Source organism: Flagellimonas amphidinii (assembly GCF_013090115.1).
GTDB classification, from domain to species: domain Bacteria; phylum Bacteroidota; class Bacteroidia; order Flavobacteriales; family Flavobacteriaceae; genus Flagellimonas; species Flagellimonas amphidinii.
The window spans coordinates 248,729-270,051 of sequence record NZ_JABFNN010000031.1; the positions used below are offsets into that span (position 1 = coordinate 248,729).

Annotated in this window: 16 protein-coding genes; 8 read left to right on the forward strand and 8 right to left on the reverse strand. The window is 35.2% G+C overall.

The window, feature by feature from the left end:
• Nucleotides 1-25 precede the first annotated feature (25 nt).
• Nucleotides 26-2,119 carry a fibronectin type III domain-containing protein gene (locus HJC33_RS09580; protein WP_171658598.1) on the forward strand — a complete coding sequence of 698 codons (2,094 nt, stop codon included), beginning with the start codon at nucleotides 26-28 and terminating at the stop codon, nucleotides 2,117-2,119.
• 64 nt (nucleotides 2,120-2,183) lie between these two features.
• The gene (locus HJC33_RS09585; RefSeq protein WP_171658599.1) at nucleotides 2,184-3,566 is read left to right on the forward strand and encodes a tyrosinase family protein; all 1,383 of its coding nucleotides are present in this window, start codon (nucleotides 2,184-2,186) and stop codon (nucleotides 3,564-3,566) included.
• 36 nt (nucleotides 3,567-3,602) lie between these two features.
• Here HJC33_RS09585 and HJC33_RS09590 read toward each other — a convergent pair whose 3' ends face one another.
• The gene (locus tag HJC33_RS09590) at nucleotides 3,603-3,965 is read right to left on the reverse strand and encodes a heavy-metal-associated domain-containing protein (protein ID WP_171658600.1); all 363 of its coding nucleotides are present in this window, start codon (nucleotides 3,963-3,965) and stop codon (nucleotides 3,603-3,605) included.
• Nucleotides 3,966-3,975: 10 nt separating this feature from the next.
• Nucleotides 3,976-6,210, reverse strand: a complete 2,235-nt coding sequence (locus HJC33_RS09595) for a TonB-dependent receptor (protein WP_171658601.1) — start codon at nucleotides 6,208-6,210, stop codon at nucleotides 3,976-3,978.
• A 155-nt stretch (nucleotides 6,211-6,365) separates the two neighbouring features.
• Here HJC33_RS09595 and HJC33_RS09600 point away from each other — a divergent pair, with 155 nt between their 5' ends.
• Entirely contained in the window at nucleotides 6,366-6,767 is a 402-nt protein-coding gene (locus HJC33_RS09600) for a hypothetical protein (protein WP_171658602.1), read from the forward strand.
• 54 nt (nucleotides 6,768-6,821) lie between these two features.
• Nucleotides 6,822-8,207, forward strand: coding sequence for a phenylacetate--CoA ligase family protein (locus HJC33_RS09605; protein ID WP_171658603.1), 1,386 nt, complete (start codon nucleotides 6,822-6,824; stop codon nucleotides 8,205-8,207).
• A 6-nt stretch (nucleotides 8,208-8,213) separates the two neighbouring features.
• On the opposite strand, the gene HJC33_RS09610 is transcribed toward HJC33_RS09605, so the two are convergent.
• Both HJC33_RS09610 and HJC33_RS09615 read right to left on the reverse strand, forming a co-directional pair.
• On the reverse strand, nucleotides 8,214-9,419 hold the full coding sequence (locus HJC33_RS09610) for a glycosyltransferase family 4 protein (RefSeq protein WP_171658604.1): 1,206 nt from the start codon (nucleotides 9,417-9,419) through the stop codon (nucleotides 8,214-8,216).
• Nucleotides 9,420-9,454: 35 nt separating this feature from the next.
• Nucleotides 9,455-10,321 carry a glycosyltransferase family 2 protein gene (locus tag HJC33_RS09615; protein ID WP_171658605.1) on the reverse strand — a complete coding sequence of 289 codons (867 nt, stop codon included), beginning with the start codon at nucleotides 10,319-10,321 and terminating at the stop codon, nucleotides 9,455-9,457.
• A 421-nt stretch (nucleotides 10,322-10,742) separates the two neighbouring features.
• On the opposite strand from HJC33_RS09615, the gene HJC33_RS09620 reads away from it, so the two are divergent.
• The 4 genes from HJC33_RS09620 to HJC33_RS09635 all read left to right on the forward strand — a co-directional run bounded on the left by HJC33_RS09620 (nucleotide 10,743) and on the right by HJC33_RS09635 (nucleotide 16,119).
• Complete coding sequence (locus HJC33_RS09620) at nucleotides 10,743-12,551, forward strand: hypothetical protein (protein WP_171658606.1); 1,809 nt, start codon at nucleotides 10,743-10,745, stop codon at nucleotides 12,549-12,551.
• Between the two features lie 109 nt (nucleotides 12,552-12,660).
• Complete coding sequence (locus HJC33_RS09625) at nucleotides 12,661-13,785, forward strand: glycosyltransferase (RefSeq protein WP_171658607.1); 1,125 nt, start codon at nucleotides 12,661-12,663, stop codon at nucleotides 13,783-13,785.
• 3 nt (nucleotides 13,786-13,788) lie between these two features.
• Nucleotides 13,789-15,045, forward strand: a complete 1,257-nt coding sequence (locus HJC33_RS09630; protein WP_171658608.1) for a hypothetical protein — start codon at nucleotides 13,789-13,791, stop codon at nucleotides 15,043-15,045.
• Nucleotides 15,046-15,084: 39 nt separating this feature from the next.
• On the forward strand, nucleotides 15,085-16,119 hold the full coding sequence (locus tag HJC33_RS09635; RefSeq protein WP_171658609.1) for an acyltransferase family protein: 1,035 nt from the start codon (nucleotides 15,085-15,087) through the stop codon (nucleotides 16,117-16,119).
• Between the two features lie 12 nt (nucleotides 16,120-16,131).
• On the opposite strand, the gene HJC33_RS09640 is transcribed toward HJC33_RS09635, so the two are convergent.
• From HJC33_RS09640 to HJC33_RS09655, 4 genes are all read right to left on the reverse strand, one after another.
• Nucleotides 16,132-17,097: an O-antigen ligase family protein gene (locus tag HJC33_RS09640; protein WP_171658610.1), complete on the reverse strand. Its 966-nt coding sequence runs from the start codon at nucleotides 17,095-17,097 to the stop codon at nucleotides 16,132-16,134.
• Nucleotides 17,098-17,367: 270 nt separating this feature from the next.
• Nucleotides 17,368-18,645: a glycosyltransferase family 4 protein gene (locus HJC33_RS09645; RefSeq protein ID WP_171658611.1), complete on the reverse strand. Its 1,278-nt coding sequence runs from the start codon at nucleotides 18,643-18,645 to the stop codon at nucleotides 17,368-17,370.
• A 4-nt stretch (nucleotides 18,646-18,649) separates the two neighbouring features.
• A complete protein-coding gene (locus HJC33_RS09650; protein WP_171658612.1) occupies nucleotides 18,650-19,819 on the reverse strand; it encodes a glycosyltransferase family 4 protein in 1,170 nt (389 codons plus the stop codon).
• A gap of 54 nt (nucleotides 19,820-19,873) precedes the next feature.
• Complete coding sequence (locus HJC33_RS09655; RefSeq protein WP_171658613.1) at nucleotides 19,874-21,319, reverse strand: lipopolysaccharide biosynthesis protein; 1,446 nt, start codon at nucleotides 21,317-21,319, stop codon at nucleotides 19,874-19,876.
• Nucleotides 21,320-21,323 lie beyond the last annotated feature (4 nt).

A 21,323-nucleotide genomic window follows, 5' to 3' on the forward strand; every position in this document is an offset into this window, starting at 1 on the left:
CATACAACCTATAAACTGAGACTAAATGACTAAAAAATTACTTTTCCTCTTAATTCTTTTAGGTACTACGGGGTTATTTGCACAGAATCTTCATGACGATTCCAATGCAGCTTCTATAGAGAATGAAGCAAATACTACAACAGGATGGAACACATCTGGTAATTTGACCTCCAGTACTGACAATCCTTTTCAGGGCTCTTTTGCTATCAGTCTAGAAGCCTCACGAGCAGGTTCGGCCTCTGGTAGAGATATGAGTTATTCATTTAATGCCGTGGTTGGTGAAGAATACAATATCAGCATCTGGGCCAGACAAGGCAACAATCCCAATAGTCCAGCTTTTGCCAATTGGTTTGGCTTTACAGGATTTAGCACTACAGCAATTACTTCGGGAACTTGGACGGAATATACATGGACAGTTACCGCTACCAATGCTAATCCAATTATCAGAATATATACTTCTTCTAGAAATGCCAGTAATGTAGGGGATGAGGTACTTATAGATAACATTTCAATTACAGTAGCGAACAGTGATGCGGAAGCACCAAGTGCGATTACAGATCTTTCCTCTTCAAATACTACAATGACTGGAACGGATTTATCTTGGTCTGCATCCACAGATAATGTTGGAGTAAGCAATTATGAGGTTTTCCAAGATGGTGTAAGTATCGGGAATACAGGTACAAATACAACTTTTAATGTTACAGGTTTGGCACCCAATACAAGTTATGATTTTACTGTTTTTGCTGAAGATGTTGCCGGCAATGTTTCCTTGGTCAGTAATACGGAGACTGTTAATACACTATCTGACTCGCAGGCTCCTACAGCAGTAACGGATTTGTCTTCAACTAATACAACCTCAACAACGACGAGCCTTTCGTGGAGCACATCTGCAGATAATATTGGGGTGACCAACTATGAAGTTTTTCAGGATGGTGTAAGTATTGGAAATACAGGGACAAATACAACTTTTAATGTAACAGGACTTACAGCAAGTACAAGTTATGATTTTACCGTTTTTGCGGAAGACGCAGCGGGAAATACATCTTTGGTCAGTAATACAGAAACGGTAAATACTTTAGCGCTACCTGATACAGAGGCTCCCACAGCGATTTCCGATTTATCTTCTTCTACTACTACTTCTACTACTACTGATTTATCTTGGTCTGCATCCACAGATAATGTTGGGGTAACTAATTATGAGGTTTTCCAAGATGGTGTGAGTATAGCCAATACGGGTACCGCAACAACTTTTAATGTTACAGGGCTTGCACCTGCTACTGGTTATGATTTTACCGTTTTTGCTGAAGATGCGGCAGGAAATACATCACTGGTCAGTAACACAGAAACTGTAAATACTCTTGGTGTGCCAGACACAGAAGCTCCAAGCGCAATAGTAGACTTGGCTTCGTCAAATATTACATCTACTGGAACAACCTTGGCCTGGAGCCCATCTACAGATAATATTGGGGTGACCAACTATGAAGTTTTTCAAGATGGTGTGAGTATAGCCAATACAGGTACCACAACAAGTTTAGATGTAACGGGCCTTTCTGCCGATACCAGCTATGATTTTACAGTATTTGCTGAAGATGCTGCGGAGAATGTCTCCGCTGTAAGTAATTTGGAAACAGTAACAACTTCTGCAGGAACTGGTTTTGTAGATTACACCTCTGACAATTCCAATTTAACAACTGTTGACTGGTCAGCGCGGGATTTGTTTGCAGATCGTAACATTGGAATTGGAACTACAGATACTCAAGGGTATAGATTGGCAGTTGCTGGGAATGTTATTTCCGAAGGTGTTAAGGTGGAGCTCCAAGGTAGCTGGCCAGATTTTGTTTTCGAAGAAGAATTTAATTTGTTGAAGTTGGAAGAGGTCAGGAAGTTTATTAAAACAAATGGTCACTTACCTAATATTCCAAGCGAGGAAGAAGTTAAAAAAGATGGGATAGACCTAGGTCAAATGGATGCTAGATTACTTCAAAAAATAGAAGAACTTACACTTTATCTTTTGTCACAAGAAGAGGAAATCAAAAAATTGAAGAAAGAAAATACAGAGATTAAAGACATTTTAATTCGTCTAGATAAATTGGAACATAGTGGTACTCCAAAACAATAAATAGGTTGTTTTGAGTTTTGCATCTATGTTTGGAAGAAAAGACATACCCATCACATCTTATTATATGAAAAAAAATTACGTAACGAGCCTTATTTTGCTGACCATACTTTTTAGTCAATCTATTTTTGGACAAAGTATTCGAAAGGGTTTTGATGAAATGACCGATTATGAAATTACTGAGTTGGTGGATGCATTTTATGAGCTGAGAAATGGTGCTGATTTGTTCAATGATCTGGCTACTTTTCATGGGGACTTTTTCAATTTTGATAATACTGCTGATCCAACTCGTTTAGACTTGCATTTCAACTTGCCTGATGAACCTGAGCGTGAGATATTTTTGGCATGGCATAGAAGGCAAATGTTTGAAATGGAACAGGCTGTGCAAGATATCAACCCAGAGATAAGTTTGGGATATTGGAATTCAATTCAATATCAGTCTACGACAGATGCATTATGGGACGAAGATTTTTTAGGAAGTTTTGATGCAAATTGGTCTTTAGGAAGAAATCTAGGGGGAGATGGTCCAATGCCAACTTCTACAAATCTCAGCAATTTATTGGCAGAAACTGATTTCTTTACATTTTCTAATACTTTGGAACGCGAAGCAGTGCATAGAGGAGCTCATGTTTGGACAGGTCGTCCAATGAGTACATCTTTATCTCCAAGGGATCCCGTATTTTATTTTCATCATTCCCATGTTGATAAAGTATGGCATGATTGGGAAGAAATACATCAAAGCTCATCTTTCATTACCACATCTATGCTACGCTATGATGGCACCTATGTTTTTGATGGTGAGACTTTACCTTTGGTAGATCCAAATGATATAACTGATTCAAGAGTATATGGCGTTTTTTATGCTGAAAATGGATTAGCTGAATTAGACAATTATATTGTTAGTAACACCTATAATCCAGAAGAAATTTTTTACTATCAATTTAATATACAGGCAGGTGATAACTTTTTGGTTCCAGTAGGTACTGTTGCTAGGTTTGAGTCTGTTAATGAAATTAATCTAACTCCTGGTTTTGAGGCAGTTCCTGGTTCTTCCTTTGAGGCTTTGATAGATACCCAAAATGGAGGAAACAATAATAAGGCAGGTTTACTGGTGAAAACTCGTGAATATAACCCTTACCAATATTCAGAAAAATTATTTGAACCCATAGTATGGGAAGAGGGGGGTAATCTTTTAGATGATAAGCCCATCGTTATTACCGCTCATCCAAACCCATTTACCGAGAAAATCACTATCAACTTAAGTAAACGTAAAGATTGTGTTATAGAGGTATTCAATATGATGGGGATGTTGATTAGAGAGGAGGCTTTCCAAAACACAGATACCTTAATAATAAAAGATCTTTATGGATTGGCATCTGGGTTTTATGTGATTCGAGTTACTGATGCAGAAGGAAATCTACTGGTAGTCAAACGAGTTATAAAAATGTAATAAAAAAGGGCCTTTCAAAGGCCCTTTTTTATGTGTTTAATGTTTCCCGTGATTCATATGGGAACTTTCAGGGTTTCTATATTTGCAACACTCAGGTAAGTTGTTATATACTTCTAATGGGGCTGTAAATCCTTCAGAATCGTGACCGACCTCTGCAATTTTTTCCTTTACATCATCAACGGAACATTTACGCTCATCAATTATAGCATTGAATTGCTTGCTCTCTGAGTCCCAAGAGGCGAACTTTACTCCTTTAATTTTAACAGCGGTCTTTTCAATACGATTTTGGCACATCCAACAATTACCTTTTACCTCAAAGGAGATGGATTTATTTTTATCCTGACCATAACCTATACTTATGGTAAATAGCATTAAAAAGGGAAGTATTATTTTTTTCATGGTGTTAAAGTTAAATTTTATATCTAAAACCAATGTAATAAGCGCTCTCTAAAACTGGCCCATATAATATGGTGCTGTCAAAATAAGTGCCAAAAGGGTCATTGGGATCAATTATAGGGGTGTTTTGGGTGAAACCATTGATGTTTTCACCTCCAACATACAATTCAAATTTGTTTGAAAACACTTTTGTTATCTGTGCATTGATTAGTCCGTAAGCTGGAGAGTGAGAGGATAGTTGAAATTCTTCAGGGTTGGTACTGGTGTTAGGGAGCCTTTGTTTGCCCAAAAAGTTGGCAGTGAAGTCAAATCGCCATTGATTGTTATTTTTCTTTTGGGTTTCATAATTTAGGTTGACAAAAAAACGATAAGTAGGCTGTAATGGTCTATCCAATGTACCACTGGTGTAATCGGTAACAACATCAAAATATTTATAGGTGGTCCTCAAATGAAAATCTTGAAGGATTTCATAGTTTAAATCAATTTGTAAACTATTGGAATAACTATTGCCATCAAGATTATAAAAAGAAACTTCTCGCGGGTTTTCCCAATCCACTACAACTTGATTTTCAAAATCTGTTCGATAAAAATCCACCGAAAAATCCAAAACACGATTCCAGAGATATAGTTTCTGCATAAAACTAACTCCATAATTCCATGCTTTTTCAGGCTCAAGTCCATAATAATTACCACCATTCCCATTAATAACAATCTGTCTAGAAGATGCAAATAGTTGTTGGTTTTCCGCAAAAATATTAGCGCCACGTTTACCTCTTCCAAAAGACGCTCTAAAACTGGCCTTATCCCACAATGAATATCTTAAATGGAACCTTGGTGTTATAAAAGCATTTAAATTATTGTGTTGGTCGGCCCTTAGCCCAGCCACAAAGCTTAAACCTTCAAGATTGTCGAAAGTGTATTCAAGAAAAGCGCCAATAGCATTATCATATCTATTGAATTCGGTTTGATTAACGCGTTCATTAAAAGTATCATGGGTAAGACTGATTCCAGTTTTGAACTTGTGTTGCGTACTGCCAATAATACTATTGAAAATAAGGTTGGAATAAAATGATTGATGATCAATGTTGTATTGATTCAATCCATAAAAAGAATTTTGATCATGATTGCTATATGCTGTTTGAAAGCCAAAGCTTTGATAGGGTAGATTCGGGAAAACATATCCTAGTTTTGCAGAAACATCCAATCTTGATGTGGTAATTTCACTACCCCAGGAATTGTTGGTAAGCTTATCAGTTTCAATATTGAAATCAGATTGTCCTATTTCTTTGGTGTCAGATAAATACTGAATATTTGCAAAACTGACCCATCCGGTCTCAGCATTTTGATATTGCCAACGATTCATAAAATTCACTTGTTTGGCCAAAGGAGTATCCAAAAATGAATCCTCGTTATTATCAATATAACCATTACGTAAATTTGCATGAATGTATATCCCCATTCCAAGTTCATCAGATATATTGTGATTGAATCTTGAATTGAATTCATATCGTTCATAGTTGTTGGCATACATATTTAAGAAGAAGCGCTTATCTGTAAGCGGTTTTACTAATTCACTGTTGATGTGCCCCGAGATGCTTTCAAAACCATTCAAAACACTACCAGCACCTTTAGTAATCTGGATGCTTTCTATCCAGGAACCGGGTATGAAAGAAAGGCCAAATACTTGTGAAGCTCCCCTTATTGAAGGCATATTTTCTTGTGTAAACATTAAATATGGGCTTGTTAGTCCCAACATTTGAATTTGTTTGGCCCCAAGTACTGCATCTGAAATGTTGACATCCACAGAAGGATTGGTTTCAAAACTCTCCGAAAGATTGCAACAAGCAGCCTTTAGCATTTCCCGACTATCAACAGATACTACATTTTGTACTTTGAAAAGGGATTTTTGTAAAGGTGCTACCTCTTTTTCTACTACAACCTCATCCAAAACTACAGTTGGATATAATACAATTTTTCCTAGGTTGGGTCTATTTACAGGAATGGTATCTGACCGATAACCAACCGAACTAATGACAAGCTTTTTTATATCTGATCTATACGGAATTTGAAAATTTCCTAAAGAATCAGTCGTTGTGCCAACAGTGGTTGATAACCAATATACATTCGCGTAGGGGAGAACAATGGTCTTACCTTTTTCATTGTACTCTACTACCTTCCCGATAACCTGAATCTGGGACTGACAGTATTGCCCTGTTATAATGAGAAACAGAAATAAAGGAAATTTCATTTCCGATGAGGTAATTTTGAGTGATAAAGCTAGGACTTTTAATGATTATTTAATGATTGTCAAAGGTATTTTAACATAGGAGTGTATTTCATAGATTTTTTTGACTTTTTAAAGAAATAAAAAACCATGACAAATGTCATATAGTAACTTTAAAAATGCATAGTGTTAGTAGGTTAGTGTTTTGGAATGGACAATGGATAAAAAGTTGGGCCGTCTTATTTTTAGGTATTATTTTTTGTCTTCTTTTGGGTTGTGGTGCTTTTGCCCAAAAGTCTGTTGATACCAAGATTAGGATTATCAACAATAGTAAATTCTCGTTAAGCCAAGTATCCCTGTTCTCCATGCGCTTTGAGGATTTGCAATCTGGTGACACATCTGTATATAAAGTATTGAAGTACAATTCGTTGATGCACGATCCTTTGATTTATTGCATCAGCGACAGTATTAATTATGGGAGATATGTGAAAATTCCATCAACAGAAGCTAAACAATATGTTTATGTTGTGGACAGTCTTGCTGATAGAATGATTTATGTAAATTCTTTTGAAGACCAATAGGTTTAAATTATCAAATCAACAACCAAATAAGCACGAAACGGCTTAAATAGACATATGAGGAGAACACTAGAACAATTTAGAAAGCTTTCATTTTGGGGTTATGATATCCTAAATGGGAGCAATGTTCTGAAGCATTACAAGCAGATTAAACGGATTCAGGACAAACCTAATTCCCCTGAATCTACAAGAATTATAAAAGAGAATCTTTCAAACATTCTAAAACATGCTGGACAAAGCGTGCCTTATTATGACGGGCAAATATTATCTGATACGCCTAATTTGGAGGAATTTCCAGTAATTGACAAACAAACAGTAAGGGATAATTTTGAGGCTTTTCGAAGTGTTTCGTTCAAAAACGCATACAACCACCAAGTATTGACAAGTGGTTCTACAGGAAAACCTTTTAAGATTTATCATGATAGAAATAAACGTTTCAGGAATACCGCGGATACCATTTTCTTTGCTCAAAAAGCAGGTTATGAAATTGGAGCCAAACTATACTACCTAAGACTCTGGGACAAACAATATTTCAAATCAAAATTTCAATCATGGTCCCAAAATGTATCTCCGTATTCTGTGGATGATCTAGATGATGAAAACATTCCAAGATTGGTGAATGAGCTTGAAAGTGACCGATCAGAAATTAATGTCTTGGCTTATACTTCAGCACTTGATTCCATTTGTAAATATTTAGAAGAACACCGTGACCAACCATTAAGCGGTAAATTCTCTTCCATAATTGCTATGGCTGAGGCCTTGGGTAATGATGTTAAGCAAAAGGTTTATAAGTATTTTGGAGCCGAAGTACTTTCGAGGTATTCTAATAGCGAAAATGGAATTTTGGCCCAGCAGACATTGACAAGTTCAGGAAAATTTGAAATTAATACAGCAAGCTATCATATAGAACTATTGGATTTGAACAAGGATGAACCTGTAAAACCAGGAGAACCAGGAAGAATCGTGCTTACAGATTATTATAATTATGCTATGCCCATGGTAAGATATGATACTGGGGATGTTGGCATTTTAGAGTATAATCCAATTACTGGACAACCATTGTTCGCAAAAATAGAGGGACGTAAAATGGATATGTTCATCAATACCAAAGGGGAATTTATTTCATCCCATATCATACATCATATTCTTCAGTTTAAGGGTATAGAGCAATTTCAGTTTATCCAAGAATCATTGGATGAATATATTATTAAGATGAAAGTATCCAAGAAATTGGATAAGCAGGATGAAAATGCGCTTCAACAACAATATTTGGGCTATTTTGGTCAGAATGCCAAGATTACTATCCAATATGTGGAGGATATTCCATTACTTGCTTCAGGAAAAAGAAAGTTGGTCATCAATAATGTCCTCAGCAATCAAAAAAGAACTACGCGTAGTTCTTTTAAATCAATAGAAAACTATGATCTAAAAAAAGTGATTTAACTTTAATCACTTTTTAATATAATCTGTATCAATATTATTGATTACTTCCGCAAACTGTTTGCACAAAATGGATTTGTCAAACTTCTTTTCAGCCAATATTCTTGCATTTTTGCCAAATTCATCTCGTCGTTTGGGGTCATTTTTATATGCCAAGATTTGCTCAGCAAGTTCTTTTGGATTTTTTGGATCAACAAACACACCGCATTTTTCAGATTCTACCATAGTTTTAGTCCAGCCTGGAGAATTTACAATTAAGGGTTTACCAGCTGAAAGCGTATCAAAAAGTTTGTTAGGTGAATTTGTTGCAAGAATGGGAAGATCTGCAAAAGTAACCAAAGAAACATCTGATAAATTAACAGTTTCAGAAAGTTTTGCCATGGGGACTTTGCCATAAAAATGCATAAAGTCCAAACCTTCATTTTTTGCTCTTTCTTCTAAGAGGGGTTTTGTTGAGCCATCACCTACAAAAAGAAACTCTATGTCTTTTTCATCTTTTAGATGCCGGGCGCCATCAATAATATATTCCATTCCATTTGCTAATCCCATAGCACCAAAATAGATTACTTTGAAGGTGTCTGGGCGTAGATTTAGTTCCTTCATAAGTTCCTGATTCTTTTCCCTTGGCCAAAACTTATCGATTTTAGACATATTGGGAATGGTGGTTACCTTGCATTCAGGCGTGCCAGCTTTTATGACACCATCCTCCATGCCTGGCGAAAGAGCGACTACATGTAATGAATTTTTATAGATACTTTTTTCAAAACGGTAAAGCAATTTTATGGCTAGTTTATTCTTGATTCCCCCCATTTGGACTGGAACCTCTGGCCAAAGATCTCTAACTTCGAACACATATGGTAGTTTTCTTAGTTTTTTACCAACCAGCAATGGGAACCCTACCGTTAGTGGTGTGGAAGTTCCAATTACCAAATCAGGTTTTTTGGTTCTTAAAACATATAAAGCTGAAAGAATCATGAATTTTAGAAAGGAAATTAATCTTTTAAAGATGCCCATATGGTTGTCATAAGGAATCTTCAGATAGATTACTTTAATACCATCTATAACCATTTCCCTAGGTTTATTCTTATCCTTTGTAGCGGTCAACATAATAACTTCATGCCCATTTTTTATAAGTTCTTTACTGATCCAATATGATCTTGTTCCTCCTGGTTGCTTCGGAGTTACAAAGTACTGGTGTATATATAGAATCTTCATTTTTTGGTATAGTGTTTTGGGGATTGTTTTTATAGTTATTTGAAACGCATTCTAACGTATAGTCTGGGAAATAGTACCTTGAACCAGCCCATTACATAAAATACAGGAACTCTATAAGGGAAAAATCTCTTCATAAAAAGTAATCGAGACTTGAAAGCAATTCCTGTTGGTTTGTATAAATGATCTATTCTCTCTTTCAGTGATTTAGATTCAAAATTATGGTACAACCCTTTGTTGTCTCTTTCGCATAGACCACAATAATTTTTGGCGACCAATACAGGGATATTCTTTCTTTTGGCCTTTAAGGTATAATCATAATCAGCAAGGCCATGTTCATATCCTTCAGATAGAATACCCACCTTCTCAATCACAGAGTCATCAACAAACATAATATTGGCATTGCCAAGATCACATTCCTGAAATTCTCCATTAGGAGTTAATATTTTAAACCGATATAGTAGTTTATTGGTCAAAATGCCACCCCCGTATGAAAGCTTACCTGTGTCTGGATCTTTGGTTGATCCAATGTAGACCCCAGCGGTGCCAAAGGTTTTGATCGCATACTCATGAGTATTTTTAAGATCGTCAAAGACAGTATCTAAAAGAAAAGTATCATCATTAAGTAATAAATACCCATCATGATTATTCTTGACAGCTTCCGACCAAGAGTTGATCATGCCATTGGCCCAAAATAAATTTCCATCTCCTTTGAGTATGATGGTTTCGGGAAACTTTTGAGATACAGCATCAGCAGTACCATCAGTAGACCCATCATCTGTTAAATAAACAGAAATATTAAGATCGCCGGAATAAGAGCTATATGCTTTTTCAAGAGATTGAAGGGCAAGGATGGTTTTGTCCCTTCTGTTGTGACAGGTCAACAAGACCGCTATGTTGTTCATCTTAATTATTGGAGCTAGGTTAAAACGGACTCAATTCAACTGTAAAAATAGACAAGAGGTATTTTAAAAAAAATAAAAACTCGACCAATTGCTCAATAATGTGTACCAACAAATATAACGGAAAGGTATAGGAACTTTTTAAATCAATAAAAAAATGTTAAAAAGAAATATTGTATAATCCGTTTATATAAAATCAACGTATCTGTAAGAATTATTAACCTTTTATTCGATAAAAGTATAGAAAATAGAGTTGAAAAGTTCAGAAAACAAAGGATAAAATGCAACTAACTAAACAAAACAATGCATTTCATCGAAAAAAACGACCTTTTTAACGAGTGTATGTTTTAACAACTTAATTTTGAGTGCGACAGTAAAAATATCAATGGTTCACTCAATCCCAAATTTACAAATTTAAATTGCGATGAAGTATATAGCCCCACTTAATAACTTCAAAATATTTCTTTCATTATTATTGACAATAGCTCTTTTTTCTTGTTCAGATGACAATGAATTGTTTTTGGCAGCTATTGAAGAAGATATTCAACAGAACGAAGCTGATGAAGACAATACTGATACAAAAGATGATTCCGATAATGATGGTACAGATGAGAATGATGGTACAGATGATTCAGGAGGAGATGAAGACGGAACCGATGATGGGGATAACGGTAATGGTAATGGTAACCAAGATCCTGTTGATCCTGTGATTCCTGATGTAACAGCTCCCTTTACAGTAGATGCGGGTAATGATATTCCTTTGACTCCTTCGAATCCTAACAGGATTATTTATGTTGCCGTTGATGGTTCTTCCCAGAACGATGGTTTAAGCGCTTCTAGCCCAAAAGATATAGATAGTGCCTTTGACCCAAGTTTTGTTAAAGCTGGTGATGTTTTTTATATAAAAGCAGGGGAATATAATTATGGAACTAACCCTAGTGGAAATGCTCATTATGATTTGTCAAATTTGCCTTGTTCTCCATCACAGCCCTGTTATTGGATTGGTTACAAAAATTCTGCAGGGGATATCAACGCAGGGCAATATGCCACAGTGAGTTGGGAGGATTATAAATCAGGATCAAGAAATTCTGATGGAACGCATGATTTGAATTCGTCAGAGATGCCTACTTTTTCTGGAAGTAAAGGATCGGGGAAATATATTGACAATGAAAGTCTTTTTTATTGTGATGGAGGTGAACAGGGTTTTGTTTTTAGAAACTTGCAGATACAATATTTTAGGAGAGGGTTTGAATTCAGGATATTGAGTAATTCAGTCTTTGAAAATGTTGTTCAGGCCAACCATGGATGGTTTACTGAAGTTGAAGGGCAGGGCGGTTCCAATTCTGATTTACAGGGAACAGGATGGATGATATATTCAAGTTCTACAAACAGTTGGGGTTCTAATAATGTGATATTGAACTGTGCCGCTTATAATATGGCATTTAGAGGCTTTACAATAAACAACAGTCGAAATACACTTGTTGCTTATTCAGAATCTAGCAGCGATATTGATAATGGAAATCCACAGGATTACTATTTTCATACCATAGGCAAAAATAATCTTTTTACCAATCTTAGGGTGAATAGGCTTATAAGTAGTAACCATAGTGGGCATGGTATTTGTTTTAATCAACTTTCAAAGAACAATGTCATGCAACACAGTGATGTTTACGGGACCAATGTTCACTTTGACGGGGCTATTGAATGTTACGCAAAAGACATAGCTATTATGGGCGTTAATAGTTACGGGCTTTTTAAAGGAGGAGGTATTAACGTTATGGATGGAGCGGAATATAATTTAATTGAAAACTGTACGCTAGAAAACGGCGGCTCAGGAGTTAGTTTTTCTGATAGTGGAAAAAATCCTTATGATGAGCATGCTGGTCAAAACAATACATTCAGAAATGTTACTATTTCCAATAAATCTTCCTCAATCATAAACTTAAATTGGTGGAATGAGGTAGATGACTTGTCCAGTAACAACTCTTTTCAAAACTGTTCCTTTAAAGATTCGCCTAATTTATTTGTAATTGCAAGGACAAACAGTAATTTTTCAATCATTGATAGTGAAATTACCAATGTGAGCCAATTAGAGAAATTAGATGATAGGAAAGGTGTCTTTACTCTTAACAGCAATACGCAGTTTTTGAATTCAAATTTCTGGAACAGCGAAGTCCCCTCCAAAGATAATTATCAAGTAGAAGGGGTCACTAATAATCCACCTAGTGAATAAACATGAAGATTTTCTAAGAAACCGGTATTTTACCGGTTTTTTTTTTCTTTTGGTACAAGGCACAATAATATTGTGAGCCATTAGTTAAGTTTGTTGAAAAATAACTTCAATGAGTGCCAAAACCATACTTCATCTCAATTCTTATTATATAGATAATCACCTTTACTCCCAACTTTATACTAAGCTAGATACCTCTTTAAAACAAAAGGTCTACATTCCTATCAAATTAAATAGGAAACCTGAAAATATTGTTGAGCTTGAAAACACAGAATTGGTTTTTGACAAAAGCATAAAGCCTGCTCACAAGTATAATTATTTTGGTAAAATAAATAGTTTGTATAAGAAGCTTATTTCTAAAGGTTTGCATAAAAATATTGACTTTGTGCATGCTCATAATTTATTCACTGATGGAGCGATAGCGTATAAAATCCATAAGTCAAATAAGGTACCTTATATTGTTGCAGTTAGAACTACTGATATCAATTTACAGTACAAATACATGTATCACAGAAGGGCAGGGGCTAATAAAGTTCTTGAAAAAGCAGAGAAGATAATTTTTATTTCACCTCAATATAGAGATAGGCTCTTCTCTATGATGCCCAAAAGACTTGTAGAGAAGCTTTCAAAAAAAACGCAGATAATTCCAAATGGAATTCATGATATTTGGTTGAGCAATCCTTTTCCAGAGAGAAGCATTGATGAAAACAAACCGGTTGATTTAATTTATGTTGGCCAAATAATGAAAAGGAAAAATGTACAAGCATTGATAGATGCTGTTTATTTTTTAAATAAAAAGACTGGTTCAAGAAGTTATAAACTCACTATGGTTGGAGGAGCAAACCAATATGAGCCTACCTATTATGAGGAATTTCTGAAGATGGTCGGCACTTATGAGTGGTTGGACTATAAAGGTAAAATAAAAGATGCCTCCAAGCTTTTGGAGGTATATAGGGAAAGCGATATTTTCACCATGCCTTCTAAACAGGAATTATTTGGTCTTGTTTATATTGAAGCACTTTCACAAGGATTACCTATCATATATTCTAAAGGAGAAGGAATTGATGGGTTTTTTGGAGATTTTCCTGTTGGACAATCAGTAGATCCGGATAACATAGAGTCGATTGCGCAGGGCATAGAAACTGTGGCGGGCACAAAATACAAAGATTTAAACAGTACAGTTATTCCTTTTGATTGGAATAAAATAGCCCAAGATTATATAAAACTATACCATTAACAGATGAACAAACTAGAGAAACTGGTTTATGATACGGTAAAGCACAACCCTAAGATTAAGGGGAAAATACGAAACCTTTACCAATCTGCATACGATTTATTGCCCAACAAAAAAGATTATTCTCTGAACAACATATGGACCAAGGAAGGTTATTTTTTTGGGTTCCACGATATATCGCCATTTTCCTTTGATGATACTATGGTGTTGGCCAACAAGCTTACTATACCTCTTCGTATGCCTACAAAAAAGGATGTATTGGAGGTTGGGTATTTTACTTTACAAGATGGACAACCTGGAAATTATACCAAGATTGGTGAAACAAGAGCGTGGAATTATCACAAAGGATGTAGACTGCAATGGGCCGGTAAGGACCATATTATTTACAATGATGCAAACGGTGAAACTCTAGTTTCAAGGTTATATAATATTCATGATAAAACCACAAAAACAATCCCTTTTCCAATTGATAGTGTTTCCTTATGTGGTAAATATGCAACATCTTTTAGCTACGGAAGGTTAGAAATGACTATGCCTGGATATGGTTATGGCTATGAGGATGGTTCATATAAAGACGTGCAGGTTCCTGAAGAAACAGGATTGTTTATAGGAAACTTAGAGGATGGTTTCAAAGAATTAGTGATTAATTTGAAAGAGCTCAATGATAAAGGTAATCTTAAAGAGTACCCTATTGAGGAGGCTCACCAATATGTAACCCACTCCTTGTTTTCTCCAGATAAAAGATATGTGTCCTTTTTGTATAGAGGGACGGTTGTGGAAAATGTATCTAAGAGATGGACTCAAATGGCGGTTTATGACAGAGAGACAAAACAATGTTATTTTTCTCCTACTGATGAAATGGTTTCGCACTATGTATGGAATGAAAAAAATCAAATTATTGCATACAGTAGGATAGAAGGATTAGATAGTCATGTACTGTTTGAAGATCCAACGTTAAGAACATATAAACGTATAGCATATCCACAACTCAACTCGGATGGACATCAGAGTTTTATTTCCAATACAGCTTTTGTCACAGACACTTATCCAGATAAATACCGTATGGCAAAATTGTACAGTGTCGACGTGGAAACTAATAAAGCTAAACTTTTGGCAGCAGTAAACTCCCTAAAAAGATTCCAGTCCAAAAGTTATAGACATTGGTGCTGCGATTTGCACCCTCGTATGAACCGAAAGGGAGATATGGTCTGTTTTGATTCTGTGCACACAGGCGAAAGAGCATTATGTGTCATGAAAATCTAAGATGGTAAGCCATTAAATACAACCAAAACTCTTTGATCTGTGACTAGAGAAAAAAGACAATTTTTATGGTCCTTTCATTATTTTCGGGCTTTTGCAATACTAAATATTGTTTTTATCCATACGTGGAGGTTTTCATCAAAAACTGACTATCTGGTTGATGCGAATTTTGTAAATGCGGTAAGAGACATGTTGTTTCATGGAAGTACTATTTACTTTTTGTTCATTTCAGGCTTTTTATTTCATTACTTAAGCCACAAATTTCAAATTAGGAAGTACTATTTATCCAAATTCAAGAATGTAGTTGTTCCTTATGTATTTATAAGTGTTTTTTTGATTTTTTCAGAAGATTTCACAGGTGCCAAGGCCAATGTGGATTTAATGGATTATCTATATATCATTCCAGAAAAATTAATACGAGGTACAGCATCTTTTCAGTTTTGGTACATTCCATTTATTTTGATTGTATTTCTGTTAAGCCCTATTTTTTTGGCAATTAAGGAAAAAACCTTTTTGAAGGTGGTTCCATGGTTGTTTTTATTGCCAATTTTAGGAACAAGGACAACTGTTGATATCACTATCGGGCAATTTGTATATTTTTTGCCTACCTACCTAGTTGGCATGTATACTAGCATGAATTTTGAATATGTTATGCAAATGGTCAAAAAAAGATTTTGGCTACTGACAGTAATTGCAGTGGCAACATCTTTTGCTTTGCTATGGGTAGATCATGAAAAAGTTTATTTGGGATTTACCAATCCAAGGGAGTCTTTAGTTTATCTTCAAAAAATTGCAATTACATTTATTATTCTTCATCTATCAAGAAATATTCAGGAAAATAAGTTTCCCAGTTTTTCAATTGTGGCCGATTGCAGTTTTGCACTTTATTTTACCCATGTGATTTTTGATCGCCATCTAAAAAAGGTCTATTACCTAGTTGATGATTTTTTTCCACACGTTTTACAAGTACCAGCTTCTATTGTATATGTGATTCTTTTAATAACAGTGAATGTTCTATTCTGTCTGGCGGTTAAGAAGGTTCTAGGCGAGAAATCCCGCTATTTTATTGGTTATTGATGCTATGGAAATCTAAGTTGTAACAGCATTTTTTTCTCCAAGAAAGTTCTGTGTGTATTGGTTGATATATCCTTGTATAAGACAGTAAAAAGCAAAAAGAACATAAAGAGACTCTAAGACCGGTTCTACAAAAAATTGTAAAAATATTACAATATTAAAGAGCAGAATGGTCGCATTGAACAGTGTTGCATTGGGGTTCACTTTTAATGTTCGGATGATGTTTTTGATTGATATAACAGTGAAAATCAGCAATAAGATAAATGAAATAACCGTACCATTCCTTGCCGCATCAAACCACATGTTGTGAGAGTAACCAAATTCATCTACGGACCATCCTAAGGGTTTTTCAACTAAATTCACCATTGATTTGTACCACCTATCGGTTCTACCTCCTGCGCTTGCGGCGTTCTCACTATCTTGTAAACGTTGGCCTAAAGAAGAAAGATAATCTGCGTCCAAATCAATGGAAACATAATTTATCGCTAGAATTAGTAGTATAAAAAGCACAAAGAAAAATCGAAAATTGGATAGTAAGTTCTGACTTTTGATACGATAGGCAATTCCAACTACAATTCCTATGAAGGCCAAAGAAATCTGTGTACGACTACCAAGCCTAAAAACACAGAGCAAGGAAATAACAAAAACACCCATCAATAATACTTTGGAGAAGAGCGAAAGTTTTTTCTTGGATACGATTAATAAACCTGGAATTGCCATATTAAAAACAAAAAATGAACCCATGGCCGTTGCCAATCGTTCATTTCCAGTCCAAAAATCAGCAATAGACCTTCCCAATTGAACAAACCCTCCTTCTAAAAGATTGGTTCCAACAGATAAGATACCAGTCAATGAATATACAATTCCAAATAGTATTAAGAGATAAGCTAAAATACTTGTGTTGGTCTGTTTTTGAATTATTTTCTTTCCGAGAAGATAAAATATAGGCGGGAAAGTGGCATAGATAAAAAGCCACTGCATTCCTTGCTCTAGGTTAAAAAAATAAAACCCCGCATATACTAATGAAAAAATAAAAAGAATATAGTAGGTCTTGTCCAAATTTTTAAGAACAAATGACTTTTTGGTATATATTAAAACAAAAAACAAGTATCCAACGGCAAAACCTTTATTATAGGGATTCAAAAGATAAATAAGAATTAGACCTAGTTGAATAAACCCTATGGATTTAATGAAAGTAAATAATGAATTTTTCATTGCCAGTTGTAAAAATACCTACTAGGTCATTTAACCTTAATCAATAGAGGTGCGAGAAATTATGGATTGATAGATATTCATTGTTTGGTTAACGATGGTTTCTTTGTCATGCCGTTCGACAGCCTTCTTTTTGCCATTGGAACCAATTTCAATGGCCAGATTAGTATTAACAAACAATGTTCTTATATGTTCAGCAAGCTGTTCCACTTCTTCAAATCTATACAATAATCCGGTTTTATTGTGCTCTACCATGTCCGGCACTCCTCCAACATAGGATGAAATGCAAGGAACACCAAGAATTTGTGCTTCAGCCAATGAATTTGGACTATTCTCTATACTGGAAGGGCAAATGAAGATGTTAGCAGCTTTGTAAGCATTTATCATTTTTTCTTCATTAAGCATGCCCAAATATTCAATGTTGTCTGAAAGATCCAGCTTTTTTACCAAGTTGCTAAGATATTTCCCGTAATTTTTTTGCTTGATTCTGTTTTTGAAAGAATCATTGGTCATCAGAATATCCCTACCAGCAAAGGACAATTTTATTTTTGGGAAGTCATTTTTTAAGAGTGCAACAGCCTTTAAAACTTGATGCATTCCTTTGATAGGGTAGTTACCTTGACTAATGAATATGGAAAATGGCTTACATTTTTGATACTCCCATGGCGATGTCTCGTAAAATGAATTCCTCAACATTTCATCACAATGAAAGTAATTGCCACCATTGCTCATATGCACGGTATGCGCTTTATCCCAAGAGGTTCTACCGATAAAATTTCCAGCCTTTTCAAAGTATAGTTTTTCTATGGTGTTGCCCCTTTTGCGGAACCATTTTTCTTCAGAAATGATAGAATCTCTTTTTAAAATATTCCTTATGGTTAAATTTTTATAGATTTCTGAAGAAGTTAGACCAGCCCGGTAATAACGACTGTACACAAGAATAAGCCCTTGAATGGATAGTACATATTTATGGTTTGGAAAAGTATTGATCAAAGCCAAACCATGTGCATTTTCAGAACCATGGATATGTACCAAGTCTGGCTGTGACAGTTTCATTACTTTTTTCCACTGGTTTTCCAAAGTTGAGTCGTATTCTGCTTTGTTTTTTATGGTCTCGAGAACAAAATAGTTGACCCCATTTCTTTTGTGATGATGATAACCCATTTTCTTTTGGGCTGTTACCACGGTTAGATTGATATCTTTTTGAGACAATCTTTGCAGAAGGTTAATGAGCCATCCTTCAAAAGGCCTATGCTTTATGTTTAAGGCTTCCGCTAAATCTGGAAGGATTGAATTTGTTACCCAAAGTATATTCATCTTGCTATTTTTTATACCAGTTACTCGGTGTTGGAAAGGCTTTACTGCAAGGCCCAACTTTTTCGTATTCTATTTTATCTATACCTCTTTTTAACATTTCATACAAATCCAACAAACGTTTGGCCGCTGTTTCAGGAGACCAAGTTTTTGATATTGTGTTGTAAGCATTTCTGGCTAGTTCTTCACACAAATCCCTATTTTCGGCCAGTAGGAAAACTTGCGCTGTCATTTCTTGAATGCTACCTGAACGGAAGACCATTCCATTTTGTCCTGGTTCAACCAAAAATGGTGATGCGCCAATCATATTGCTACTAACCAAAGTACATCCATTGGCCATGGCCTCATTGGCGACCGCTCCCCATCCTTCATTTCTGTCACTGGTAAAAAGGTAGATATGGGATACTTTCATTAAATCCAATACTTCCTCATTGGGTAAGTTTCCTTTGAGGTGAACTACTTTTTGAAGATTATTTTGATGTATCAAATCTTCAAGCTTTTCTATCATGACCCCGCTTCCCACTATATTAATTTCAAAATCAACACCTTTTTTATTTAGGTGTTTGCCTAAAAGAACTGCCATTTCAGGGTGTTTCCAATCTATTAATCTTGCAACAAAAAGTATCTTCAAGGAACCACCTCTTTTTTCCTTTAAAATCTTATCTATGGGGATTTTTTCAACTTTAGTAAAGTAGCCCCATTTAAACATTTTATTTGGGTAGGCGAACAACCAAGAAAGGTCGTTGGCGGTGAAGGCACTGGCACAGAGCAGATAAAAATTCTTTTTTCTAAACTTGGTGTGCAATTTATACTGATGGATAATTGCCCGCGGATTGAATTTTTGCCATCTACTCTTTTTGAAAATACGCTCCGAATACCGAAATGTTATTTTTTCTGTGGTTAGTCTTTTATGTATATAATTTAATGAAGTGGCTCCCAAGATCACCAATTCCGATTGATATCCAAGTTCCATAGCCAAGTCATACTTTTTTTCATCTTCAAAAGCATTTAGTATATACGGTAGGTTGTTGTAATCTGGGTATCCAGCTTTTTTAAAACTTTCCGGCATAGGTATTGTCGAAACAAAGGTGAATTTATTACCTAAAAGTTTATATAGCTCATCTGCCAAAGGTTTTTGATGATGATTGAAGAAGTTTGAAAAAAATGTTACCCTCATCTCATGTTTTTGGTTAAGAAACTAGCTACATTATTTAACGCTATTGTATCCAAGTTATGTTTTTTTACGCTTAATCATTTCCTTTGTCTTTTTTACCAAGGCCAAATATTCCGGGATTTTTAAAAAGTGCATCCCTATTAAGCACATAACTCCATAAAATATAGGTGTGGCAATCAGTTTTAACCAATCCAATGGGATGTAGTACATTAAAATAAAAGACAATAACATTAAGCAAAGGTTTAGGAGCATTACAGGTGCCATATCCTTGATTTGGTCTTTTGTGCCATAGTTCATAATTTTTCCGGGATAATAAGAGTCTATAAAATAATGAATGGTAGTTGCCAATAGCTCTCCTAAGGCAACATATACAATTCCAAATTTAATAGCGGCAATAATAAAAATGAGTCTTATGGGTATTTTAATGTACTGCTGCTTTAATGTAATATCTGTCCTGCCGAGTACATACAACAAATTGACGTTGATTCCACAGATTATAGTAATTAATCTAGCTACCGCAAAAATTTGCAATATTGGAACTGCAGGGAGCCATTTTTCTGTGAGTAAAACTTTTATGAAAGGTTCTGCAATCACAATTAAAATGAAAAAAATGGGAGTGGTGAACAGTGTTGCGGTTTTCAGGATATTCTTGGAGTATTTTACCAAAGCTTCTTTTTGATCCTGAATTTTGGACAAAGTAGGCAAAATAACCTTATTTACTATGGAGTTTATTGTTTTGAATACTAAATCTGTAAACTGAGTGCCCTGAGTATAGTAGCCCAATTGCTTTGTGCTTATAACTTTTCCAATAAGCAAAGCTGAAATATTGTTTGCACCAGTATTTAACAATGAACCTGCAAGTAATTTAGAACCATAAGAAAACAGTTCCTTAAAAGATGATTTAGAAAATTGGAACTTTGGAGTCCATTTCACCAAAAACCATAATAATAAAACTGTAAACAAAGATTTTAGCAATGTTTGATATACTAGCGCCCATACCCCAAAACCTGTGTAAGCCAAATAAATGGCAACAAGGCCAGATATGGTTACTGTTATTAAATTTACCTTGGCCAATAATTTGAAATTGAGATTGATGGTAACCAATGTCATTGGGACAGCAAATAAGGAGTTGAGCATTAAAGAAATGGATAATACCCGAAGGAGTATCTTGAGTTGTGGAATTTCATAAAAATCTGCAATAAATGGAGAAGCAAGCCACAGAACCAAATAACAAGTCACACTTATTAAAATATTGAAAACAAAGACAGTGTATATATCGCTTTGTGTTCTATTTTGTTTTTGAATCAAAGCTTTAGTAAAACCACTGTCTATAAAAACTTGAGATATAACAATAAAAACAGTTAGTAGTCCAATGAGTCCATAGTCAGTTGGAGAAAGTAGTCTTGCAAGCACAATCCCCAATATGGATTGGATTATTTGCGTTGAAACCCTTTCAATCAAGCTCCAAAAGGCACCGGTCAAAATTTTATTTCCAAGGCTCATTGGC

Excerpts from the sequence above, each read along its gene's own strand:
- HJC33_RS09655 (WP_171658613.1), bottom strand. The coding sequence starts at position 21,319 with ATGAGCCTTGGAAATAAAATTTTGACCGGTGCCTTTTGGAGCTTGATT.
- HJC33_RS09590 (WP_171658600.1), bottom strand. The coding sequence starts at position 3,965 with ATGAAAAAAATAATACTTCCCTTTTTAATGCTATTTACCATAAGTATA.
- HJC33_RS09610 (WP_171658604.1), bottom strand. The coding sequence starts at position 9,419 with ATGAAGATTCTATATATACACCAGTACTTTGTAACTCCGAAGCAACCA.
- HJC33_RS09580 (WP_171658598.1), top strand. The coding sequence starts at position 26 with ATGACTAAAAAATTACTTTTCCTCTTAATTCTTTTAGGTACTACGGGG.
- HJC33_RS09600 (WP_171658602.1), top strand. The coding sequence starts at position 6,366 with ATGCATAGTGTTAGTAGGTTAGTGTTTTGGAATGGACAATGGATAAAA.
- HJC33_RS09630 (WP_171658608.1), top strand. The coding sequence starts at position 13,789 with ATGAACAAACTAGAGAAACTGGTTTATGATACGGTAAAGCACAACCCT.
- HJC33_RS09625 (WP_171658607.1), top strand. The coding sequence starts at position 12,661 with ATGAGTGCCAAAACCATACTTCATCTCAATTCTTATTATATAGATAAT.
- HJC33_RS09595 (WP_171658601.1), bottom strand. The coding sequence starts at position 6,210 with ATGAAATTTCCTTTATTTCTGTTTCTCATTATAACAGGGCAATACTGT.
- HJC33_RS09645 (WP_171658611.1), bottom strand. The coding sequence starts at position 18,645 with ATGAATATACTTTGGGTAACAAATTCAATCCTTCCAGATTTAGCGGAA.
- HJC33_RS09640 (WP_171658610.1), bottom strand. The coding sequence starts at position 17,097 with ATGCAGTGGCTTTTTATCTATGCCACTTTCCCGCCTATATTTTATCTT.
- HJC33_RS09620 (WP_171658606.1), top strand. The coding sequence starts at position 10,743 with ATGAAGTATATAGCCCCACTTAATAACTTCAAAATATTTCTTTCATTA.
- HJC33_RS09605 (WP_171658603.1), top strand. The coding sequence starts at position 6,822 with ATGAGGAGAACACTAGAACAATTTAGAAAGCTTTCATTTTGGGGTTAT.
- HJC33_RS09650 (WP_171658612.1), bottom strand. The coding sequence starts at position 19,819 with ATGAGGGTAACATTTTTTTCAAACTTCTTCAATCATCATCAAAAACCT.
- HJC33_RS09615 (WP_171658605.1), bottom strand. The coding sequence starts at position 10,321 with ATGAACAACATAGCGGTCTTGTTGACCTGTCACAACAGAAGGGACAAA.
- HJC33_RS09585 (WP_171658599.1), top strand. The coding sequence starts at position 2,184 with ATGAAAAAAAATTACGTAACGAGCCTTATTTTGCTGACCATACTTTTT.